This is a genomic window from Mesorhizobium sp. Ca11 (assembly GCF_020165275.1).
Classification (GTDB): domain Bacteria; phylum Pseudomonadota; class Alphaproteobacteria; order Rhizobiales; family Rhizobiaceae; genus Mesorhizobium.
On sequence record NZ_JAIUHU010000020.1, the window covers coordinates 42,627 to 61,218 of the forward strand.

An 18,592-nucleotide genomic window follows, 5' to 3' on the forward strand; every position below is an offset into this window, starting at 1 on the left:
TGTCCCACCCACCTGCTAAGTAGCGGAGCGGGAGGCTGAGCATTGAGGAGAGCTCGTGATGGCACGTAGTCCCGGGTTGCGCAAAGCGCTGGCCGAAAAATTCGACGACGAGCTGAAGTTCTTCAAAGGCTGGATCGACAAGCCGAAAACGGTCGGCTCGATCGTTCCCACCAGTTCCATCACCGCCCGCAAGATGGCGTCGATCGTCAATCCGGGATCGGGCCTGCCGGTGCTCGAGGTCGGGCCCGGCACCGGTGTCATCACCCGCGCCATCCTGGCCCAGGGCGTGAAGCCCGAAAACCTCTACGCGGTCGAATATTCGACCGACTTCGTGCGCCATCTGCGCGGGCTCTATCCCGGCGTCAACGTCATCGAGGGCGACGCCTTCAATCTCAATGCCACGCTCGGCGACAAGCGCGACCTGGTGTTCGATTCGGTCGTCTCCGGCGTGCCGCTGCTCAACTTCCCGGTCGCCCAGCGCATCGCCTATATCGAAAGCCTGCTCGACCGCATTCCCGCCGGACGACCGATTGTGCAGCTGACCTATGGCCCGCTGTCGCCGATCCCGGCCGGGCGCGGCGACTACACGGTCGAGCATTTCGATTTCATCTTCCGCAACATCCCGCCGACGCAGCTGTGGATCTACCGGCGCGCAGGCCATTAGTTTCTACTTGCGAAAGTGTTCGCGCATCGCCAGTGGCGGCAGCGTCCTGGCGACTGGCCGAAACGCCCCTCGCTTCGTCATCCACGGGCGGAGCAAGCAGCGAAGCGACGCGGCGCAGACCCGAGGGTCATTCCGTGACTTCGAAGCGTTGCGACGATCCAGAATTCTGCCCCGCTGCGCTCGGCGATTGGGGTAACGGAATGGATCCTCGGGTCTTCGCGACGCCGCTTCGCGGCTGCTTCGCCCGTGGATGACGAAGTTGGTAGGTGGCGACCAATCCTCGAACGTTTTCTGCCACCCCTCGTTGATTTGAATGCTCCTTGGCTGTACCTGTCCCCGAACAAGGGTGGCCAATGGCAGTGATCCCACGAATTCTCGTCTTCGCCGGCTCGGCCCGGACCGGCGCCTTCAGCGGCCGGACCGCCGATGTGGCGCAGAAGGAACTGGCCATGCAGGGCGCGGAGGTGACGCGCATCTCGCTCGGCGACTATCCGCTGCCGATCATGGACGAGGACCTGGAAAAGGAAAAAGGCATCCCCGAAAACGCCATCAAGCTCGGCCGGCAGATTGCCGCGCATGACGGGCTGCTGATCGCGACGCCCGAATATAACGGCTCGATCCCTCCATTGCTCAAGAACTCGATCGACTGGGTGAGCCGGGTACGGCGCGAGGGCAGCCATACGTTTAGGCCGCTTGCCGGCAAGCCTGTCGGGCTCTGTTCGTCCTCAGGGGGCAAGTTCGCCGGCATACGTTGCATCAACCATCTGCGCGCGGTGCTGGTGCGCTGCCAGATGGAGGTGATCACGCCCGAATGCTCGGTCTCCGAGGCCGGCGAAGCCTTCGCCGAGGACGGACAATTCAGGGACGCCAGACTACAGCAATCGATGGAGCGCCTATGCCGTACACTGATCGAAACCTCGCGCATGCTGTCCACCCGGATCGAGGCGTGATCAATTTCGCGGAGGCCGACACTATGCGAGACAGGCTGATCGTTGGGCTGGACCTGCCGACGCTGAAGGAGGCCGAGAGAGCGGTGCGCGAGCTCGAAGGCGCTGTTTCCTTCTACAAGATCGGCTACCAGCTCGCCTTCGCCGGTGGACTGGACTTCGCGCGGGAGCTCGCCAGCGGCGGCACGAAAGTGTTCCTCGACATGAAGCTGCTCGATATCGACAACACGGTCGCCAAGGGCGTCGAGAACATCGTCAAAATGGGCATGACGATGCTGACGCTGCATGCCTATCCAAAAACCATGAGAGCGGCTGTCGAGGCGGCCAGGGGCAGCGAGCTCTGCCTGCTTGGCGTGACGGTGCTGACCTCGATGGACGAGCAGGACGTGATCGACGCCGGCTATGAATACGACCCGCACACGCTGGTGCTCAGGCGCTCCGAACAGGCGCTGCATGCCGGCATGGGCGGCATCGTCTGCTCGGCTGAGGAGGCCGAGGCGGTGCGCCGGATCGTCGGACCCGACCTGGCGGTGGTGACGCCGGGCATCCGGCCGGCCGGCAGCGCCCATGGCGACCAGAAACGCGTTGTGACGCCGGCGCAGGCGATCCGCAACGGCTCCAGCCACCTGGTCGTCGGCCGGCCGATCGTCGCCGCGCCGGATCGGCGCGCTGCGGCCGAGGCGATCCTCGCCGAAATGCAATCCGCCTGAGGACCGGCCCTCTTTCGCGAAAAACAAACAGGAGAAAAGAATGCCGAAGGGATATTGGATCGCCCGTGTCGATGTGCGCGACGCCGAGGGCTACAAGGACTATGTCGCCGCCGCGAAGCTCGCCTTCGACCGCTTCGGCGCGAAGTTCCTGGCGCGCGGCGGCGAGCACGAAAAGGCCGAAGGGCCGGGGCGCGCCCGCAACGTCATCATCGAGTTCGAATCGCTGGCGACCGCGCATGACTGCTACCACTCGCCGGAATACCAGCGCGCCGCCGCCATCCGCCAGAAAGTCGCCGATGGCGAGATCGTGCTGGTCGAGGGCGTCTAGGTTCGGCGAGCAGGCAGATCGGCTGTTGCTGCGCGGCTTACATTGGAGATTGCCGAAAACGCCCAGCTGTCGTCATCCACGGGCGGAGCAAGGAGCGAAGCGACGCGCGCAGACCCGAGGATCCATTCCGTGACTTCGAGGCGCCGCTACGGTCCAGAATTCTGCTCCGCTGCACTCCGTGGCCAAGGTAGCGGCATGGATTCCAGGGTCTGCGCGCGTCGCTTCGCTCCTTGCTCCGCCCTGGAATGACGAAGTCGTTAGGGCTCAGCCAATCGTGAATGTCATAACGTCGACCTGTTAACCCAAGAGCCGGTTGCCAGCCGTCTCCGCCATCGCGTCCGCAAGGCTCATCCCCCACTGCTTGCGGCAATAGTCGCGGAAATCGAAGCAAGGCAGGCCGGGGCAGACTTCGAACTCGATGAGGTGCACGGTGTCGTCGGCCTCGACCCTGAAATCGACGGAAAAGACATCCCGCAGCCCAAGAGCGCTTATCAGCTTTTGCGCGATGGCGCGGATTCTCCGATCAGCTGCCGGTTGGCTTGAGGCGACGGCCTCGAGTTCCGGCTCGGCATAGGTGCCGGCATCCTGCGCCGCCTGGCCGGTCCCGCCATAGAGCGCCATCGAATCGGCCATGGTCTGGAAATCGCCGCCGGAATCGACGAAGACGATGCCGAGCGCTTCCATGCCGGTTTCCCGTCTGAGCCCGAGGAAGCTCGCCCGCACGTTGCGGCCGGCGACATAGGGCTGGACGACGACATCGTCGCGGTAATGCGAAAAAATACGCCGGCTAAGCTCCAGCGCATGGCCGAGATCGGCGGTGCGCGAATCCGGCCAGATGCCGATCTTGGCGCCGAGCCGGTTGGGTTTCACGAACCAGCCTTTGGGCGAGGCCGGTGGCTCGACCAGCCATTCGCCGTTGCGCGCAAGGCCGGCCTGCGGCGCCGGCAGGCCGAGCGCGCCGAGCACGGCGCCGGAACGCAGCTTGTCCTGGCAGAGCGCGAACAGCGAATCGTCGGCGCCGATGGTGCGCAGCCCCTTTAGCCGCGCCAGCGCAGGTGCTGCGCCGCCACGGAAGTAGACGATACCGTCGGTAAGCGTCCAGACCAGCGTCGTTGCCGGATCGGCCCCCGCCAGAACCGGCGCCGCGTTGTCGAGCTCGACAGGCCTGAAGGCGAGGCCGCGCCTTTCGCAAGCCTCGGCAAGCTGGTTGAATTCCGGCGCAAGGTCGGTCGACTGCGCCAGATAGGACGAGATCTCGATGGCGCGCTCCGCTGGATAGCCCTGGGCGACCAGCCGGTCGAAACAGGGTTTTTCCGGTTCGTAGACAAGGATCAAGGTCGGCTGCGGCATCGAAAGCTCCGGGAAATCAGGCGCGTACCATCGCATGCCCGAAGTGGCCGGCTTGCGGGAAACCGACCGAACCGAGGCGATTGCGCGACAGTAAGCCGGCCGCCTCATCTCTTGTTTGATGCAATTCCGGATGAAACACTACGGCGAAGATTGCTCCAATTCCTCAGCACGGGGATTTGACCGCCGGCTATGTTTGCCTTGGGGCGGCATGCCTCGGAGATTAGCCGAAACCCCATCACGATCGTCATCCACGGGCGGAGCAAGGAGCGAAGCGACGCGCGCAGACCCGAGGATCCATTCCGTTACATCGAGGCGCCGCTCACGGTGCAGAATTCTGTTCCGCTGCGCCCTTCGGCCGAGGTCACGGAATGGATTCCAGGGTCTCCGCGACGCCGCTTCGCGGCTGCTTCGCCCTGGAATGACGAGTTGAGAGGCTCGGCCAATCTCCGGCGTTTGCGCTGATTTCATGGAATGAACGGTGAAAACCTTGCCTGCCGACAACCAGGACGCTTTCAAACCCCTGTGTCGAGGAATTATGCGATCAGCACGCGCGGCTCGAAGCGCCCCTTGACTGGAATGTCGAGCAGGAAGGTCATGCCGGCCTGCGGGTCGAGCGCGCGCTGCTTCTCGTCCTTGCCTTTCCAGGCGGAGGTCACCGCCAGCCGGTCGGCCTTTGAACCGACAAAAGCGGGGCAGGAGGCCTGCGTCACCGGCATGGCGATCTCGCGCAACAGCGTGCCGTCTGGCGCATAGGCCTTAACCGCCTTGCCGCCCCAGACGGCATTCCACAGCACGCCGTCGCGGTCGACGACCGAACCGTCGACATAGCCTTTCGAGGAGCGATGATCGACGAACACTTTCACTTCGCCGGCCGGCAGGCCGGTCGCCGGATCGCAGGCAACGCGCATCAGAAGCCCGGTCGCGGTGTCGGTGTAGTAGGCGATTTTGCCGTCCTCCGAGAAGCAGATGGAATTCGAGACTGTGATGCCCGAAAACAGCCGGCGCAATTCGCCCTTGAAGAACCAGTAGATCGACCCGGCGCCCTTCTGCTCGTCCTTGCCCATCGTGCCGGTCCACAAGGCGCCGCAGGGATGAACGCGCGAATCGTTGGAGCGCGTCAGCAGATTGTCGGCCTCGATCGGCGTGTGCAGCGTCAGCTTGCCGGTCTTGACGTCCCGGACTTGCAGGCCGACTTCGGTGGCAATGAGCTGCCGGTCGGCGTCGATGACCGCGATGGCGCTGGCCATGACGCCTAGATCATGCACTTTCAGCGCGCCGGCGAGCGGCTTTTCCAGAAGCTTGCCGTTGACGATGTCGAACCAGAACAGCGTGTCGGTGGCGGGATCGTAGCTCGGGCCCTCGCCGAGCTCGCAGATATGGTCGGAAAAAACCGAAACGCCATTCATCACGCCACTCCGAAAGCTTCATCCCAGGCGGCGATCGCGGCGCGGGCGCGCTGCGCCACGTCCTCGACGCTCGCGCCCGGCTTGTAGAGGCTCGATCCCAGCCCGAAGACACTGACGCCGACCGCTTTGTAGCCGGCGAAATCCTTGTCGGAAACGCCGCCGACGGCGCCGACAAGCGTCGTTGCCGGCAGCACGGCGCGGATCGCCGCGATGCCGCTCGATCCAAGCACGCTTGCCGGGAAGAATTTCAGCGCCGAGGCGCCGAGGCGGATCGCCTGGAAGGCTTCGGTCGGCGTAAACACGCCCGGCATCGTCACCATGCCGTATTGCATGGCACGGCCCATGACCTCGGCATCGATGTTGGGGCTGACCAGCAACTTGCCGCCGGCCTTGTGCAAGGCATCGACGTCCGTCGCCGTCAGCACCGTGCCGGCGCCGATCAGCGCGCTTTTCGGCAGCGCCTTGACCAGATCGGCGATGGAGAGGAACGGCTCCGGCGAATTGAGCGGCACTTCGATCGCCTCGATGCCGGCGTCGTGGACCGCCCGGCCGATCGCCACCGCCTCGGAGGGCTTCAGGCCACGCAGGATGGCGACAAGGCCGCGCTTGAGCTTCGGGAAGGGTGCGGTCTGGCTCATGAAGCGCCTCCAATCATGCCGTTCTCGCGCGCGGCTTCGACGAGGCCGGCGCGCACCGCTTCATCGGCGTCCACGCTGCGAAAGGCAAGGCCGGCGAGGCCCAGCGCTGCGCCATAAAGCTCGGCCAGTGCGCCGGAGGCGATCAGCGCCACCGGCGCATCGCTAGCGCCATAGCGACGCCTTGCCGAGGCGATCTCGCCGCCGATCAGAAGGCCGGACAGGCAGGCCGCCGCGTCAGTGGGCTGCAGATCCTGCAGAAGCCCGGCGGCGCGGATGGCAAACAGTTTCGAGGTGACGTCGCCGCCTTCGCCCAAAGCCCGCTCGCACCATTGCCGGAAGAACGGGCTGCCCGCGGCAACCGGAGCGGGATGTTCGCCCAGCGAGTGTTTCAGGATCGAGTGCGTTGCCAGCACGGAGAACAATTCGCCGGTCGGCCAGGTGCCGAAGCTCGTGACCGCGCCGTCCGCGACCGCGACCCATTTCGAATGCGTGCCGGGCATGCAGACGAGGTGGCGCCCCTTTGCCGGCAAACCGGCGCCAGCAAGCTGGGTTTCCTCGCCGCGCATCACGTCGGGCGCGTCGGCCAGGCGCTGGGCGAGACCGGGCACGATGCGGATGTCGCGGCCCGAGCCCGCGATGCGGGCAGCGCCGCGCAAGATCGCGCCGATCGGCGCCGGCACCGTGACGTAAGGCGCCTCGATCCAGCCCTGCCGCGAACCGGCCATGCCGCAGATGATGACCGGCAACATGTCCGGCGCGCCCATCGCGGCAAGATGGCCTTCCAACACGTTCGAAAAGCCCTTTTCGCGGGCGGTGATCAACCCGTCATCGCCGCGCCGCTCTGCAAGCACCTTGCCCGAGCCGTCGAGCAGCCAGGCCCTGAGCCTGGTCGTGCCCCAGTCGAGCGCAGCGACCGCTGGTGCCGGGCTCACAGGAAACCTCCATCGACGATCAGCATCTGGGCAGTCAGCATGCGCGAGGCGTCCGACGCCAGGAACAGCACCGTGCCGACCATGTCGTCGGGCTGCATGACATCCTTGATGCACTGCTTGGCGACATGGGCGGCGAGCGCCTCGTCAGTGACCCAGAGCTTGCGTTGCCGTTCGGTAATGACCCAGCCTGGCGCCACCGCGTTGACGCGGATGCGGTCGGCGCCGAGCTTGCCGGCGAGACCTTTCGTCAGGCCCAGTATGCCCGCCTTGGCCGCGGTGTAGGCCGGCATATCGGGGTGGTTGATCAGATAGGAGGTGGAGGTGAAGTTGATGATCGAGCCGCCGCCGGCCCGCTTCATGCCGGGCGCCACGGCCTGGGCGGTGAAGAAATGCGGGCGCAGGTTGATCGCAAGGTTGTTGTCCCAGAATTCGACGGTGACGTCTTCCACTGCGTGACGCTCGTCGAGCGCGGCATTGTTGACCAGCACCGTGACGTCGCCATGCGCCTCGGCCGCCTTGGCAACGGCGGCGCGCAGCGCCGCGATATCGCGCAGGTCGGCGCTGAGGTAGAGTGGGCGTCGGCCAAGCTCCTTCTCCAGCCGGTCGGCAAGGGCGGTGCTTGGCTCGTCGGCGATGTCGATGAAAGCGACCTTGGCGCCCTGCCGCACAAAGCCTTCGGTGAGCGCAGCACCAATGCCGGAACCGCCGCCGGTGATCAGCACCGAGGCGCCGTCGAGGTCGGCGAAACGCGCCGATGGCATCATGATCCGTTCTCCCGTTTTGCCGGCGCGCATCCTAGCCACGCCGGGCCCGGGAGCAAGGACGAAATGGCGGTTTCGGTAGCTTATGTCCGACAAATGATCGACGCGCCGCAGGCGGCGGCCGGTCTTCCGAACAGCCGGAAAGCTCTAGTTCCCCGACATAGGGATTTGAAAGGTTGCCGTTTGTCTTGGTGCGATTTTCCGTTCATTTCCGTGAAATCAGCACAAACGCCGGGGATTGGTTGAAGCCGCCCCAACCTCGTCATTCTATGGCGGAGCAAGGAGCGAAGCGACGCGCGCAGACCGTAGAATCCATTCCGTGACTTGGAAGCGCCGCCACGGTGCAAAAGTTCTGCTCCGTTGCGATCCTTGGCGATGGTAACGGCATGGATTCCAGGGTCTTCGCGACGGAGCTTCGCTCCTGCTCCGCCCTGGAATGACGATCGCGATGGGCGTTTCGGCCAATTCTCCAGCGCATGCGATCAACGCAAACAGAGCCGATCGGTCAAAATCCCCTGTGCTGGGGACCTTGTCAGATCGCCTTGGCGTGCAGCGCTCCGCGATAGGAATCGCGCAGATAGCCGAGCGTGGCGTCGGCATCGGCCGGCTTGCCGAACAGATAGCCCTGCCCGCCGGCGCAGCCGAACTGGACGAGGCGGTCGGCCTGCGCTTCGTCCTCGATGCCTTCGGCGACGACATCCATGCCGAGCCCTTCGCACATTGCGAGGATGGCGCGGATGATGTGCTCCGACGGCCGGTCGTCAAGGATGGAGGAGACGAAGGCGCGGTCGATCTTGAGCTTGTCGAAATGGAACTCGCGCAGGCGGCCGAGCGACGACTGGCCGGTGCCGAAATCGTCGAGCGAGACGCGGATGCCGACGCGGCGCAGGTCCTCGACGATCTTCTCGGCCGAGGCCGGATCGTTCATCAGGCCAGTCTCGGTAATCTCGATCTCCAGCCGGCGCGGATCGAAGCCGGTGCGGTCGAGGATGGCCAGGATATGCAGGCCGGTGTTCTGGTCGACGAGCTGCGAGGGCGACAGGTTGAAGGACAAGAACAGCTCCTTCGGCCAGCTGCGCGCCGCCTCGGCCGCCTTGCGCAGCACCAGCTGCGACAGCGGGCCGATGATGCCGCGTTCCTCGGCGATCGGGATGAAGACGGATGGCGGCACGACGCCGAGGTCGCGGTCGGTCCAGCGCGCCAGCGTCTCGAAGCCGATGGTGCGGCGGCTGCTCAAATCGACGATCGGCTGGAAATGTGGTTCGACCTCGCCGGCCGAGACGGCGCGGCGCAGCGCCTGCTCGATGCGGGTGACGCGCTTGGCCGCCTCTTCCATCTCGCGGGTGTAGACGACGACGCGGCCGCGGCCCGAACGCTTGGCGTGATAGAGCGCGGTCTCGGCCTTGTTGAGAAGGATCTCGGTGGTCTCGTCGCCGGAATAGAACAGCGAGCAGCCGACCGAGGCCGAAAGCCTTGCGGTGCGCTCGCCGACATCATAGGGCGCCGACAATATCTCGATCAGCATGCGCGACGTCTCGGCCGCCTGCTCCTCCGAGAACACCATCGGATAGAGGTAGGCGAACTCGTCTGCGCCGATGCGGCAGACGGTGGAATAGCCGTCCATCGAAGCGCGCAGCCGCATCGCCACCTGGATCAGGATGTCGTCGCCGGCCTTGTGGCCGAACAGGTCGTTGATCGGCTTGAAGCCGTCGAGGTCGAGGATGCCGACGGTAAAGGGCGCGGGATCGTCGGCGCGGTCGCTGATCAGGCGATCGACCTTGTCGAAGAAGCGACGATGGTTGCCGAGCCCGGTCAACGAATCCGTGAAGGCCAGATCCGTATTTTCCTTGCCTGGCTGGCCGGTGCCAAACGTCGTTTGCATCATGCCTCTGTTCTGATGTCGGTATTTATGGCCAGAGTGGCAGCAAAGCGTTTAGGAAAAGTATCGGAAAATCGATTTTTCCATCGTCCAGAAGCTGCTTGGCACGTCGCCGGCTCAGCTTTGGACAAGAAATGGCAGCCCTCCAATATTCATTTATGCATAATTGCTAATATAAGTATCGAACGGTCTCTTCTGGAATGCAATTGCGCAGCAAACGCCGTTTCGCACCTTCGGGAATTGCTTTAGCCAGCTTGCTTCAGGCGATAGAGCTCGATCGGGCTGCCTTTCTCGCCGATCGGCTCGAGCCAGTCCGGCACGGAACCGCGCAGCAGGCCGGCAAGGAAACCCTGCGGCGCCTTCCGGGTCAGGATCAGGGTCTCGACATTGCCGGGGCAGATGGCGACGAGGCCGACGCGATGCGCCTCGACGATTGCCCGCGCGTCATCGGCCGAGCCGAGAAAGGCGTCCAGCGCCAGGAGATTGCCGGCGACGTTGCGGTGATAGGGGCCGGCGAAAACGCGATGGCCGCTATAAGCGAGGACCGGCGCTCCGAGATTGGAGATCGTCAGCACGGTGGTATCGGCCATGCCGCCGAGTGGCGCAAAACTGGCCTTCTTCTGGCAAGTCATGTCCGTGGTGCCGCCGTCGGCGACGGGCTTGTCTTTTTTCAAGGCGACCGAGGCGGCCGCGGCGACGCCTGTCCAGACCGGGTTCATCGAGACCAGCCAGACGGCCGCAAGGCGCAGCGCCACGCCGAGCGAGGAACTGGTTTCGGCCCGCACCCGCCATTTGGCGATCCAGGCTGACAGCGGAACGACCGCGAAGGCGATCGAGAAGGTGGTGCCGCGCACCTGCCACGCGCCGACCGCGAAGGCGACGACGAGCAGTGCCGCAACGAGGCTGTCCTGCCGCCGCCAGCCGCCGCGGCGTAAGTGCCGTGCCATCAGGACGATCGCGACCAGCGGCGTCGCGTAACGCGCCGCCACGCGCGCCGGATCGCGGACAAGCAGCGCGAACAGCGACTGGGCCTCGTCGATATGGTCGAGCCACAGTTCCTTGAGGCGTGGATCGAGGGAGGCATAAGGCGCGGAGAGGCATTGCGGGAACAGCACCGCCACGACCACGCCGAGCACGACCCCCAGAAGCGCAAGCGACCCCAGCCTGCGCCGCCAGCTGCCGGTGGCAGGCTCGATGAAGGCGATAGCGGCAAGCCCCACGCCGGCAATGGCCGCGACGACGAACTGCGCGACCGAGAAGGCGTCGCACTGCGCCACGCCCCATGCGGAAGGCGGAACGGTGACGGCGAAGACAAGCGCCGCGACACCGGCGAAGCCGAGGCCGAAATCCCGGGCGATCGCCCGTTCGCCGCCTGGATCGGCGACGAACAGCAGCGCCACGCAAACACCTATGGTGGCGACGTAGGGCACGGTTTCCATGCCGACGGCGAGCGTCAGCGCCGCGCAGAGGCCGGACAACAACGCGGCCCAGCGTCGGGAGGGCGCCTCGAGCAGCAAAGCGAGGCTCGCCATGGTGAGCATCAGCTGGGCGTTGTGGTGGTCGAGCGCGCCGGGGTCATAGATGCCGATGAAATAATAGCCGGCGGCGCCGATCAGGATGGCGGGAAGCACCGCGCCGCCACCGCCGAAGCTGCGCGCGGCGCGGGCGGTAAAGAACAAGGTCGACCAGAAGAGCAGCGCCGGCCACATCACCTGCGCCACGTCCTCGCCGAGCGGCCTGCTGCCGGTGAGCGCCGAGGCGGCAAATGCGATGGCGGCGATCGGCGCGTCGACCAGCCGCGACCAGTGCATGACGAAGCCGCCTTCCAGCCCCATCCGGTATTGGTGCAGGTCGAACCAGCCCTGGCCGGCGAGCAGGTCGCGGACCTCGACGAGGCGCAGCAGATTGTCGTTGTCGCCGCCGGAATCGGTCAGTTGGCCAAACCCGGCCCATGCATTGATAGCGAATGCGAGCAGGGCCGCAAGCAGCGCCAGCGCCAGATCGGACTTCCAGGCGGCGGCGCCGGTCTCGGCTGTGCCCATTGCTGTGGCCTTTGAAGGGAGAGGATCGGTTTTAAACCTAGCCTTAACGGCTTCAATAAATAGTAAAACGGCTCGACAGGGCCGGCATGAGCACGGCCGGAGGCTGGATCGGGCGTCCGGAGACAGACATGCCGCATGCAGTCCGCCACGAGCCGGTCATCGCCGTGCTCCTGCCTTGCTACAACGAGGAGCTGACGATCGGCGACGTCGTGCGGCGCTTCCGCGAGACGCTGCCTTCGGCCGCGATCTATGTTTACGACAACAATTCCAAGGACCTCACGGCGCTGAAAGCCCGTGCCGCCGGCGCCACCGTCGTGCGCGAGCCGCGCCAGGGCAAGGGCAATGTGGTGCGGCGCATGTTCGCCGACATCGACGCCGATATCTATGTGATGGCCGACGGCGACGGCACCTATGCGCCGGAGGATGCGCCGCAGCTGATCAACGTCCTGCAGACCGAGCGCTCCGACATGGTGGTGGGCACCAGGCGCGGCGTGGCCGACGATGCCGGCCGCAACGGCCACGCTTTCGGCAACCGTATCTTCAACCGCCTCTACAAGGGTCTGTTCGGGACCGACTTCACCGATATCTTCTCCGGCTACCGGGTCTTTTCGCGCCGCTTCGTCAAAAGCTTTCCGGCCGTTTCCGGCGGCTTCGAGATCGAGACCGAGATGTCGGTGCATGCCTCGCAGCTGAAGCTGCCGGTGAGCGAGATGGCGCTCGATTACGGCCGCCGCCCGGAAGGCTCGTCGTCGAAGCTGTCGACCTTCCGCGACGGCGCCAGGATACTGTGGATGTTCGCCATGCTGGTGAAGGAGACGCAGCCGTTGCGCTTCTTCGGCACGTTCGCGCTGTTCTTCCTGGCGGCCAGCATCGGCCTGATGATCCCGGTGCTGGTCGAGTTCGCGCAGACGGGGCTGGTGCCGCGCATGCCGACCTGGGTGCTGTCGATCGGCATGCTGCTTCTGGCCATGCTGTCGATGATGACCGGGCTGATCCTCGATTCCGTCTCGCGCGGCCGGGCCGAGCAGAAGCGCATTTTCTACCTATCGATTTCCTCCGGCCGCGCCGAGCGTGGGATATCCGGGCAGGCCTCGCCCAAGGGCGAACCGGGCAAGGCTTCGCGGGCGGCATAGTGGACCGCCTCGTCCGCTTCATCCTTACCGGCGGCATCGGCTTCGTTGCCGACGCCGCGGCGCTCTGGCTGCTGCTTGCCGCCACGCCGCTCGGCCCGATGGCGGCGCGCCTGCTGTCGATCGGCTTCGCGCTCTGCGTCACCTGGCAGATCAACCGCCATCTGACCTTCGCGCCGTCGAGCCGGGGCATCGCGCAGGAAGGCGTGCGTTATGGCAGCGTCGGCATCGCCACCAGCATCGTCAATTACCTGGTCTATTGCGCCGTCCTGTTCGCCCTGCCGGCGCTGCCGCCGCTGGCGGCACTGGCCTTTGCCTCGATCGTCGCGATGACGCTGTCCTTCCTCGGCTACTCGCGCCTAGTCTTCGACCGCTGAGACCGTTTGGAAATTCTACTCTGGCGGCCATCTGATGGCGTTTTCTGCGCTTCCGGTGCTCACGGACCCAAATGTCCGCTCCGCTCCGGTTCTCGAAACCACCACCATATGACTCGCCAGAGCGAATTTCGAAACGGTCTCTGAGCTTCTGCACCAAGCGAGCACGATTGGCAGGCGCCGCCGATTTCCTTATATCGGGCGTCTGAGTTCCCCGGAGACCGCAAATGCCGTTGAAGATCGCCGTCCAGATGGACCATGTCTCCACCGTGTCGATCGCCGGCGACACGACCTTCGCGCTGTCGCTGGAGGCGCAGCGGCGCGGCCACAAGCTTTTCCACTACACGCCCGACCGGCTGTCGATGGTGGGCGGCAAGGTGTTCGCGCGCATCGAGGAGATGCAGGTGCGCGACGAGAAGGGCAACCATTACGCGCTGGGCGAGAAGGTGCGCACCGACCTCTCCGAGATGGACGTCGTGCTGCTCAGGCAAGACCCGCCCTTCGACATGAACTACATCACCACCACGCACATATTGGAGCGCATCCATCCGAAGACGCTGGTGGTCAACGACCCAGCCTGGGTGCGCAACAGCCCGGAGAAGATCTTCGTCACCGAATTCCCGGACCTGATGCCGGAAACGCTGATCACCAAGGATCCCCAGGAAGTGGCGGCCTTCCGCAAGGAGTTCGGCGACATCATCATCAAGCCGCTCTACGGCAATGGCGGCGCCGGCATCTTTCATCTGCACGAGGCCGACCGCAATCTCGCCTCGCTGCTCGAAATGTTCGGCCAACTGTTCCGCGAGCCCTATATCGTGCAGCGTTACCTGAAGGACGTGCGCAAGGGCGACAAGCGCATCATCCTGATCGACGGCGAGCCTGTCGGCGCCATCAACCGCGTGCCGGCCGAGCACGATTCCCGCTCCAACATGCATGTCGGCGGCCGCGCCGAGAAGACCGAGCTGACCGAGCGCGAGCGCGAGATCTGCGCCCGCATCGGACCGGCGCTCAGGGAGCGCGGCTTCATCCTGGTCGGCATCGACGTGATCGGCGACTACATGACCGAGATCAACGTGACCTCGCCGACCGGCGTGCGCGAAGTGCAGCGCTTTGGCGGCGCGGATATCGCCGGCCTGTTCTGGGATTGCGTTGAGGGGAAGCGGCTGAAGTCGGCCGCGTAATTGCCGCATGTTGACTCTGCAGCACGGATATCGGCCTCCCACCGTATCCGAGATTGTCGGAGCAATGTTGCGTCATCGCCGCTATCTCCGGAAAGGGTGGTACTCTTCCGCGAAGTCGCAACCTGCTCTTCAGGCAAGTTTGCTGTCGGATGATCCGTTCATATCCTATTCGGGAATGTCCGGTACGCCCCTTGGATTGGCAAGTCACATGCCTCTCCTTCCACGCAGTCACCGTGCCTGGTTTCTCATCTCGCCAACCTGGTCCATCGAAAACAATTCCAGCGTCAAAATGATCCGGACCTATGCCGTTCTGCATAGACTTGGGAACCCCCGTCACTCGCTAATCTTCCTATCCAACACACAAGCCGAGGCTGATCTCTTGAATCAGTCCGGTGAGGCCGCCGTCCTGCACAACAAGACTTCAACAACCTCCGAATACATATTCAGGCCCCTCGAGGACATCCCTGTAGAATTCGATGCAATATACAATGCGCAACTGGCTTCGTGGAAACGCCACGACTTGTCCCTTGGCATCGAGCGTTGCGCATTTGTCTTTTATCGTGATTCAGTGGGGTCATCCACGACGGAGTCGGAAAGGGCGCGGGTAAATCGGCACAGGGAGCTCGCGCCGGGTCACGTGTTTATCAATGAGTTTGACAGCACCGGCAAACCTGTTCGATTGGCGCCGGCTCATGTGAACATGCATCTAAATCGTGCAGCCGTGGGAATTTGTCTCTCTGCAATAGAGGGACCAATGTTCGCCAGCACAGAGTATCTTCTCGCGGGGCTACCTGTTGTCACGACCCCGAACCATGGTGGTCGAGACCTTTATCTCGATGACGAATATTCGCTTACAGTTCCACCCGACCCTCGATCCATCGCGGAGGCTGTCTTAGCGCTGAAGGAGCGACGAATCCCCCGGGCTTATATTCGTTCGCAAACTTTGAAACGAGTTGAGCGAGACCGCCGGCGGTTCATAGACCTTGTAAATGAGATTTTTCTGGAAAGCGGCTCTTTGCGCCGGCTCGCCATGCCTTGGCCTTTCCGATATCCTGTCATGGAGTGGCTTCCACCCCACATCGCAATCGATCGATCGCTTTCAGGCACGGTCGATGCCTTCATCACCGCCTAGACGGCAACAGCCCGGATTGCCGGAGGGACTGCTCGCCTTGTTCAACAGGTCGAGAGCACGCGGCGATAGCGGCTGCTCGGGCGCGCCTCGGCCTTTTAGCCCAGAAGAAGCTTTGGCCGAAATCCACCATCTTCGCGGATAGATGTTCCTGTAATGTTCTTGCGTGTTTCGAAAATCTATGGTTGTCTGGACTGTACGCGCTCGCGGCCCGATGGTGGATACGGGCGCGTTGAGGCCGGGGGTTTTGGATAAATGGTAGCGCGGGTTCGCACGGTCGCTTTTCAGGGCATCGAGGCTTTGCCGGTCGATGTCCAGGTGATGGTCGGTCCGGGCAAGGTCGGCATGCAGATCGTCGGCCTGCCGGACAAGGCGGTGGCCGAAAGCCGCGAGCGCGTGCAGGCAGCGCTGCATGCGTCGGGCCTGTCGATGCCGTCGAAGAAGGTGACGGTGAACCTCGCGCCGGCCGATCTTCCCAAGGAAGGCAGCCATTACGACCTGCCGATCGCGCTCGGCCTGATGGCGGCGCTCGGCGCCATCCCCGGCGATATGCTGGCCGGCTATGTGGTGCTTGGCGAATTGTCGCTCGACGGCACCATCGCCGGCGTTGCCGGCGCACTGCCGGCGGCCATCGGCGCCAATGCGGAGAGCAAGGGTCTGATCTGTCCCTTCGCCTGCGGCCCGGAGGCGGCCTGGGCGGGCAAGGATTTCGACATCCTTGCGCCGCGCAGCCTGATTGCCGTCGCCAACCATTTTCGCGGCACGCAGGTGCTGTCGCGGCCCGAGGCCGGCATCCAGCTTGCCGCGCACGACCTGCCGGACCTCGCCGACATCAAGGGCCAGGAGAGCGCCAAGCGGGCGGTCGAAGTGGCTGCCGCAGGCGGCCACAACCTTCTCATGGTCGGGCCGCCGGGCTCGGGCAAGTCGATGTTGGCGCAGCGCCTGCCCTCGATCCTGCCGCCGCTGGCGCCGAAGGAGCTGCTCGAAGTGTCGATGATCGCTTCCGTTGCCGGCGAGCTCGGCGAAGGCAAGCTGACCGACCGGCGGCCGTTCCGCGCCCCACATCATTCGGCCTCGATGGCGGCGATGGTGGGCGGCGGGCTGCGCGCGCGTCCGGGCGAGGTCTCGCTCGCCCATCACGGCGTGCTGTTCCTCGACGAGTTGCCGGAATTCACGCCGCAGACATTGGATGCGCTGCGCCAGCCGCTGGAAACCGGCGACTGCATGATCGCGCGCGCCAACCACCGCGTCACCTATCCGGCGCGCATCCAGCTGGTGGCGGCGATGAATCCGTGCCGCTGCGGCATGTCGGGCGAGCCCGGCTATCGCTGCCTGCGCGGCGACCGCTGCCGCACCGAATACCAGGCGCGCATTTCCGGCCCGCTGCTCGACCGCATCGACCTCAGGATCGAGGTGCCGGCGGTCTCGGCGAGCGACCTCATCCGGCCGGACAAGGCCGAGACAAGTGCGGCGGTGGCACAGCGCGTGGCGCGTGCGCGCGCCATGCAGCGCGAAAGGCTGGAAAAACTGGGCGCCGGCGCCACCACCAACGCGCACTGCCCGCCCTCGATCATCGAGGAGATCGCCAAGCCCGATAGCGCCGGGCTGACGCTGCTCAAGGACGCCAGCGAAAAGCTCGGCTTTTCGGCGCGGGCCTATCACCGCGTGCTGAAGGTGGCGCGCACGCTGGCCGACCTCGACGCCAGCGAAACCGTCGGCCGCATCCATCTCGCCGAGGCGATCTCCTATAGGATGAGCGCGGAGCGCATGGCGCAGGCGGCGTGAAGCGGGCGTATCGGGCTTTCATCCCTCTTCAATCTTGCGCCGGGATCAGCTTCTGCAGCGTCGGTGCCAGGATCATGGCGAAGCTCGATCCATCGCCATAGGCCCGCGCGGAAATCATCGCCCCGTGCACAGTCGCCATGAAGGCTTCCGCCTCCACGCGCGGCGCGGCGGCGATCGTCAATGTGCTTTGCGCGGCGCCGCGCTCGATAACGCCGGTCAGCCACCCCGAGAGAAACCGGAAATAGGCCCGGACCTCCGCGGCCACCTCAGGCGGAAGGGCCGGAAGCTCGCTGGCAAGCAGCGCGCAGACGCAGATCGGCCTGCTCGCATCCTCGATGCACTGCGCCCAGAAGTCGGCATAGGTGCGCAGCAACTGAGGCGGCGCAGGCACACTGCGCTCTAGCTCCGTCATGCCCGTCACGGCATCCTCGAGGTAGCGCCTGACCAGGCTTTGCACCAGGTCGACCTTGCTCGGGAAATGATGATGGATGCTGGCTTTGCGGATACCGACCACGTCGGCGATATCGGCGTAGCTGAACCCGTTATAGCCGCCGGCGACGATGAAGCTTCGCGCGGCGGCCAGTATGTCATCGGCGGTGTTCGAGGGCTTGTCCATGGACATGCCTAACCTCCGGCGGAGGAAATCTCAACGCACGGCCTGCGGCGACTTGCGAAGGATATCGCTGACCGACAGCCACACGGCGGACACGAGGAAGTAGAAGGCACCGAAAGCTGCATAGGGCGCGACATTGGCGATGCCGATGGCCTCGGCGCCGCCCGCCATCTTGACAAAAAAGAGGCCGGCCAGCGCTGATTGCGCGCCACTCAGGATCATCGCCCATTGGGCGCCGTTACTCTTCCAGCGACGCGCCGCGGTGAGAAGCTGAAACGCGCCGGAGACGACCGCCCAGACCCCATAGACCGCGAGCACCGCGTTCATGCTGCGGCCAAGCGCGATAGCGACCGCGATTGCGGTGACGATGCTGACGGCGAAATTGAGGAGCTGCGACTTGTTGCGGCCCAAGCCGCCACTGCGCTGCGCGTCGACATAGTTCGCGAGCGCGTCCCAGGCGGGGTAGGCCACCAGCATTACGGCGGCGAGCGGCGGAACCGACTTCGCGACGGTGACGGCTATCGCGACCCAGGCCGCCGACACGGCAAACCGCAGAAAATAGTAGCTTTTGAGCCAGCCGTTTGAGGACTGGGCATGGTTCATTCGTGCAGGCATGACGGTTCCTTTCATTCAATTGACTACCAACTAGTAGGTAGATTGAAAATCGTCAATCCCTTGCCGGCCGGTCGCCGATCACCTCGATATCTCGTTTACGTGATCGGC

At 64.6% G+C, this 18,592-nt stretch carries 18 protein-coding genes; 9 read left to right on the forward strand and 9 right to left on the reverse strand.

Translation table 11 applies throughout. The features are described from left to right. The first annotated feature begins 58 nt into the window (after positions 1–58). The 4 genes from pmtA to LB538_RS26395 all read left to right on the forward strand — a co-directional run bounded on the left by pmtA (position 59) and on the right by LB538_RS26395 (position 2,649). On the forward strand, positions 59–664 hold the full coding sequence (pmtA, locus tag LB538_RS26380) for a phospholipid N-methyltransferase PmtA (RefSeq protein WP_224532184.1): 606 nt from the start codon (positions 59–61) through the stop codon (positions 662–664). 353 nt (positions 665–1,017) lie between these two features. Continuing rightward, positions 1,018–1,614: an NADPH-dependent FMN reductase gene (locus tag LB538_RS26385; RefSeq protein WP_224532185.1), complete on the forward strand. Its 597-nt coding sequence runs from the start codon at positions 1,018–1,020 to the stop codon at positions 1,612–1,614. A 23-nt stretch (positions 1,615–1,637) separates the two neighbouring features. Further along, complete coding sequence (pyrF, locus tag LB538_RS26390) at positions 1,638–2,321, forward strand: orotidine-5'-phosphate decarboxylase (RefSeq protein WP_224532197.1); 684 nt, start codon at positions 1,638–1,640, stop codon at positions 2,319–2,321. 40 nt (positions 2,322–2,361) lie between these two features. Beyond that, positions 2,362–2,649 carry a DUF1330 domain-containing protein gene (locus LB538_RS26395; RefSeq protein WP_140725241.1) on the forward strand — a complete coding sequence of 96 codons (288 nt, stop codon included), beginning with the start codon at positions 2,362–2,364 and terminating at the stop codon, positions 2,647–2,649. Positions 2,650–2,946: 297 nt separating this feature from the next. Here the strand turns inward: LB538_RS26395 and LB538_RS26400 are convergent, their stop codons facing one another. The 7 genes from LB538_RS26400 to LB538_RS26430 all read right to left on the reverse strand — a co-directional run bounded on the left by LB538_RS26400 (position 2,947) and on the right by LB538_RS26430 (position 11,657). Further along, entirely contained in the window at positions 2,947–3,999 is a 1,053-nt protein-coding gene (locus LB538_RS26400) for a D-alanine:D-lactate ligase-like protein (protein ID WP_224532186.1), read from the reverse strand. Positions 4,000–4,532: 533 nt separating this feature from the next. Further along, positions 4,533–5,405 (reverse strand): SMP-30/gluconolactonase/LRE family protein, encoded by an 873-nt coding sequence (locus LB538_RS26405; protein WP_140845301.1) that lies wholly within the window; start codon positions 5,403–5,405, stop codon positions 4,533–4,535. Then, positions 5,405–6,043, reverse strand: a complete 639-nt coding sequence (locus tag LB538_RS26410; RefSeq protein WP_140845300.1) for a 2-dehydro-3-deoxy-6-phosphogalactonate aldolase — start codon at positions 6,041–6,043, stop codon at positions 5,405–5,407. The genes LB538_RS26405 and LB538_RS26410 overlap by 1 nt, the downstream gene beginning before the upstream one ends. Continuing rightward, positions 6,040–6,975 (reverse strand): 2-dehydro-3-deoxygalactonokinase, encoded by a 936-nt coding sequence (locus LB538_RS26415; RefSeq protein ID WP_224532187.1) that lies wholly within the window; start codon positions 6,973–6,975, stop codon positions 6,040–6,042. Before LB538_RS26415 ends, LB538_RS26410 begins: the two co-directional genes overlap by 4 nt. Next, positions 6,972–7,739, reverse strand: coding sequence for an SDR family NAD(P)-dependent oxidoreductase (locus LB538_RS26420; protein ID WP_224532188.1), 768 nt, complete (start codon positions 7,737–7,739; stop codon positions 6,972–6,974). Before LB538_RS26420 ends, LB538_RS26415 begins: the two co-directional genes overlap by 4 nt. Before the next feature lie 529 nt (positions 7,740–8,268). After that, positions 8,269–9,618, reverse strand: a complete 1,350-nt coding sequence (locus LB538_RS26425) for a putative bifunctional diguanylate cyclase/phosphodiesterase (RefSeq protein WP_140635945.1) — start codon at positions 9,616–9,618, stop codon at positions 8,269–8,271. 242 nt (positions 9,619–9,860) lie between these two features. Next, positions 9,861–11,657 carry a GtrA family protein gene (locus LB538_RS26430; RefSeq protein ID WP_224532189.1) on the reverse strand — a complete coding sequence of 599 codons (1,797 nt, stop codon included), beginning with the start codon at positions 11,655–11,657 and terminating at the stop codon, positions 9,861–9,863. Between the two features lie 128 nt (positions 11,658–11,785). Between LB538_RS26430 and LB538_RS26435 the strand changes: the two genes are divergently transcribed. The 5 genes from LB538_RS26435 to LB538_RS26455 all read left to right on the forward strand — a co-directional run bounded on the left by LB538_RS26435 (position 11,786) and on the right by LB538_RS26455 (position 17,256). Further along, entirely contained in the window at positions 11,786–12,790 is a 1,005-nt protein-coding gene (locus tag LB538_RS26435; RefSeq protein WP_224532190.1) for a glycosyltransferase, read from the forward strand. After that, on the forward strand, positions 12,790–13,164 hold the full coding sequence (locus LB538_RS26440) for a GtrA family protein (RefSeq protein ID WP_224532191.1): 375 nt from the start codon (positions 12,790–12,792) through the stop codon (positions 13,162–13,164). Before LB538_RS26435 ends, LB538_RS26440 begins: the two co-directional genes overlap by 1 nt. Before the next feature lie 224 nt (positions 13,165–13,388). Beyond that, complete coding sequence (gene gshB / locus LB538_RS26445) at positions 13,389–14,342, forward strand: glutathione synthase (protein ID WP_224532192.1); 954 nt, start codon at positions 13,389–13,391, stop codon at positions 14,340–14,342. A 379-nt stretch (positions 14,343–14,721) separates the two neighbouring features. Then, complete coding sequence (locus tag LB538_RS26450; protein WP_224532193.1) at positions 14,722–15,474, forward strand: glycosyltransferase; 753 nt, start codon at positions 14,722–14,724, stop codon at positions 15,472–15,474. 252 nt (positions 15,475–15,726) lie between these two features. After that, positions 15,727–17,256: a YifB family Mg chelatase-like AAA ATPase gene (locus tag LB538_RS26455; RefSeq protein ID WP_224532194.1), complete on the forward strand. Its 1,530-nt coding sequence runs from the start codon at positions 15,727–15,729 to the stop codon at positions 17,254–17,256. A 28-nt stretch (positions 17,257–17,284) separates the two neighbouring features. Here the strand turns inward: LB538_RS26455 and LB538_RS26460 are convergent, their stop codons facing one another. Further along, positions 17,285–17,872 (reverse strand): TetR/AcrR family transcriptional regulator, encoded by a 588-nt coding sequence (locus tag LB538_RS26460; protein WP_224532198.1) that lies wholly within the window; start codon positions 17,870–17,872, stop codon positions 17,285–17,287. A 30-nt stretch (positions 17,873–17,902) separates the two neighbouring features. Continuing rightward, a complete protein-coding gene (locus LB538_RS26465; protein WP_224532199.1) occupies positions 17,903–18,484 on the reverse strand; it encodes a DUF308 domain-containing protein in 582 nt (193 codons plus the stop codon). Positions 18,485–18,592 lie beyond the last annotated feature (108 nt).

Excerpts from the sequence above, each read along its gene's own strand:
- pyrF (WP_224532197.1), top strand. The coding sequence starts at position 1,638 with ATGCGAGACAGGCTGATCGTTGGGCTGGACCTGCCGACGCTGAAGGAG.
- gshB (WP_224532192.1), top strand. The coding sequence starts at position 13,389 with ATGCCGTTGAAGATCGCCGTCCAGATGGACCATGTCTCCACCGTGTCG.
- pmtA (WP_224532184.1), top strand. The coding sequence starts at position 59 with ATGGCACGTAGTCCCGGGTTGCGCAAAGCGCTGGCCGAAAAATTCGAC.
- LB538_RS26425 (WP_140635945.1), bottom strand. The coding sequence starts at position 9,618 with ATGCAAACGACGTTTGGCACCGGCCAGCCAGGCAAGGAAAATACGGAT.
- LB538_RS26385 (WP_224532185.1), top strand. The coding sequence starts at position 1,018 with ATGGCAGTGATCCCACGAATTCTCGTCTTCGCCGGCTCGGCCCGGACC.
- LB538_RS26455 (WP_224532194.1), top strand. The coding sequence starts at position 15,727 with ATGGTAGCGCGGGTTCGCACGGTCGCTTTTCAGGGCATCGAGGCTTTG.
- LB538_RS26405 (WP_140845301.1), bottom strand. The coding sequence starts at position 5,405 with ATGAATGGCGTTTCGGTTTTTTCCGACCATATCTGCGAGCTCGGCGAG.
- LB538_RS26435 (WP_224532190.1), top strand. The coding sequence starts at position 11,786 with ATGCCGCATGCAGTCCGCCACGAGCCGGTCATCGCCGTGCTCCTGCCT.
- LB538_RS26410 (WP_140845300.1), bottom strand. The coding sequence starts at position 6,043 with ATGAGCCAGACCGCACCCTTCCCGAAGCTCAAGCGCGGCCTTGTCGCC.
- LB538_RS26430 (WP_224532189.1), bottom strand. The coding sequence starts at position 11,657 with ATGGGCACAGCCGAGACCGGCGCCGCCGCCTGGAAGTCCGATCTGGCG.
- LB538_RS26395 (WP_140725241.1), top strand. The coding sequence starts at position 2,362 with ATGCCGAAGGGATATTGGATCGCCCGTGTCGATGTGCGCGACGCCGAG.
- LB538_RS26420 (WP_224532188.1), bottom strand. The coding sequence starts at position 7,739 with ATGATGCCATCGGCGCGTTTCGCCGACCTCGACGGCGCCTCGGTGCTG.
- LB538_RS26400 (WP_224532186.1), bottom strand. The coding sequence starts at position 3,999 with ATGCCGCAGCCGACCTTGATCCTTGTCTACGAACCGGAAAAACCCTGT.
- LB538_RS26460 (WP_224532198.1), bottom strand. The coding sequence starts at position 17,872 with ATGGACAAGCCCTCGAACACCGCCGATGACATACTGGCCGCCGCGCGA.
- LB538_RS26465 (WP_224532199.1), bottom strand. The coding sequence starts at position 18,484 with ATGCCTGCACGAATGAACCATGCCCAGTCCTCAAACGGCTGGCTCAAA.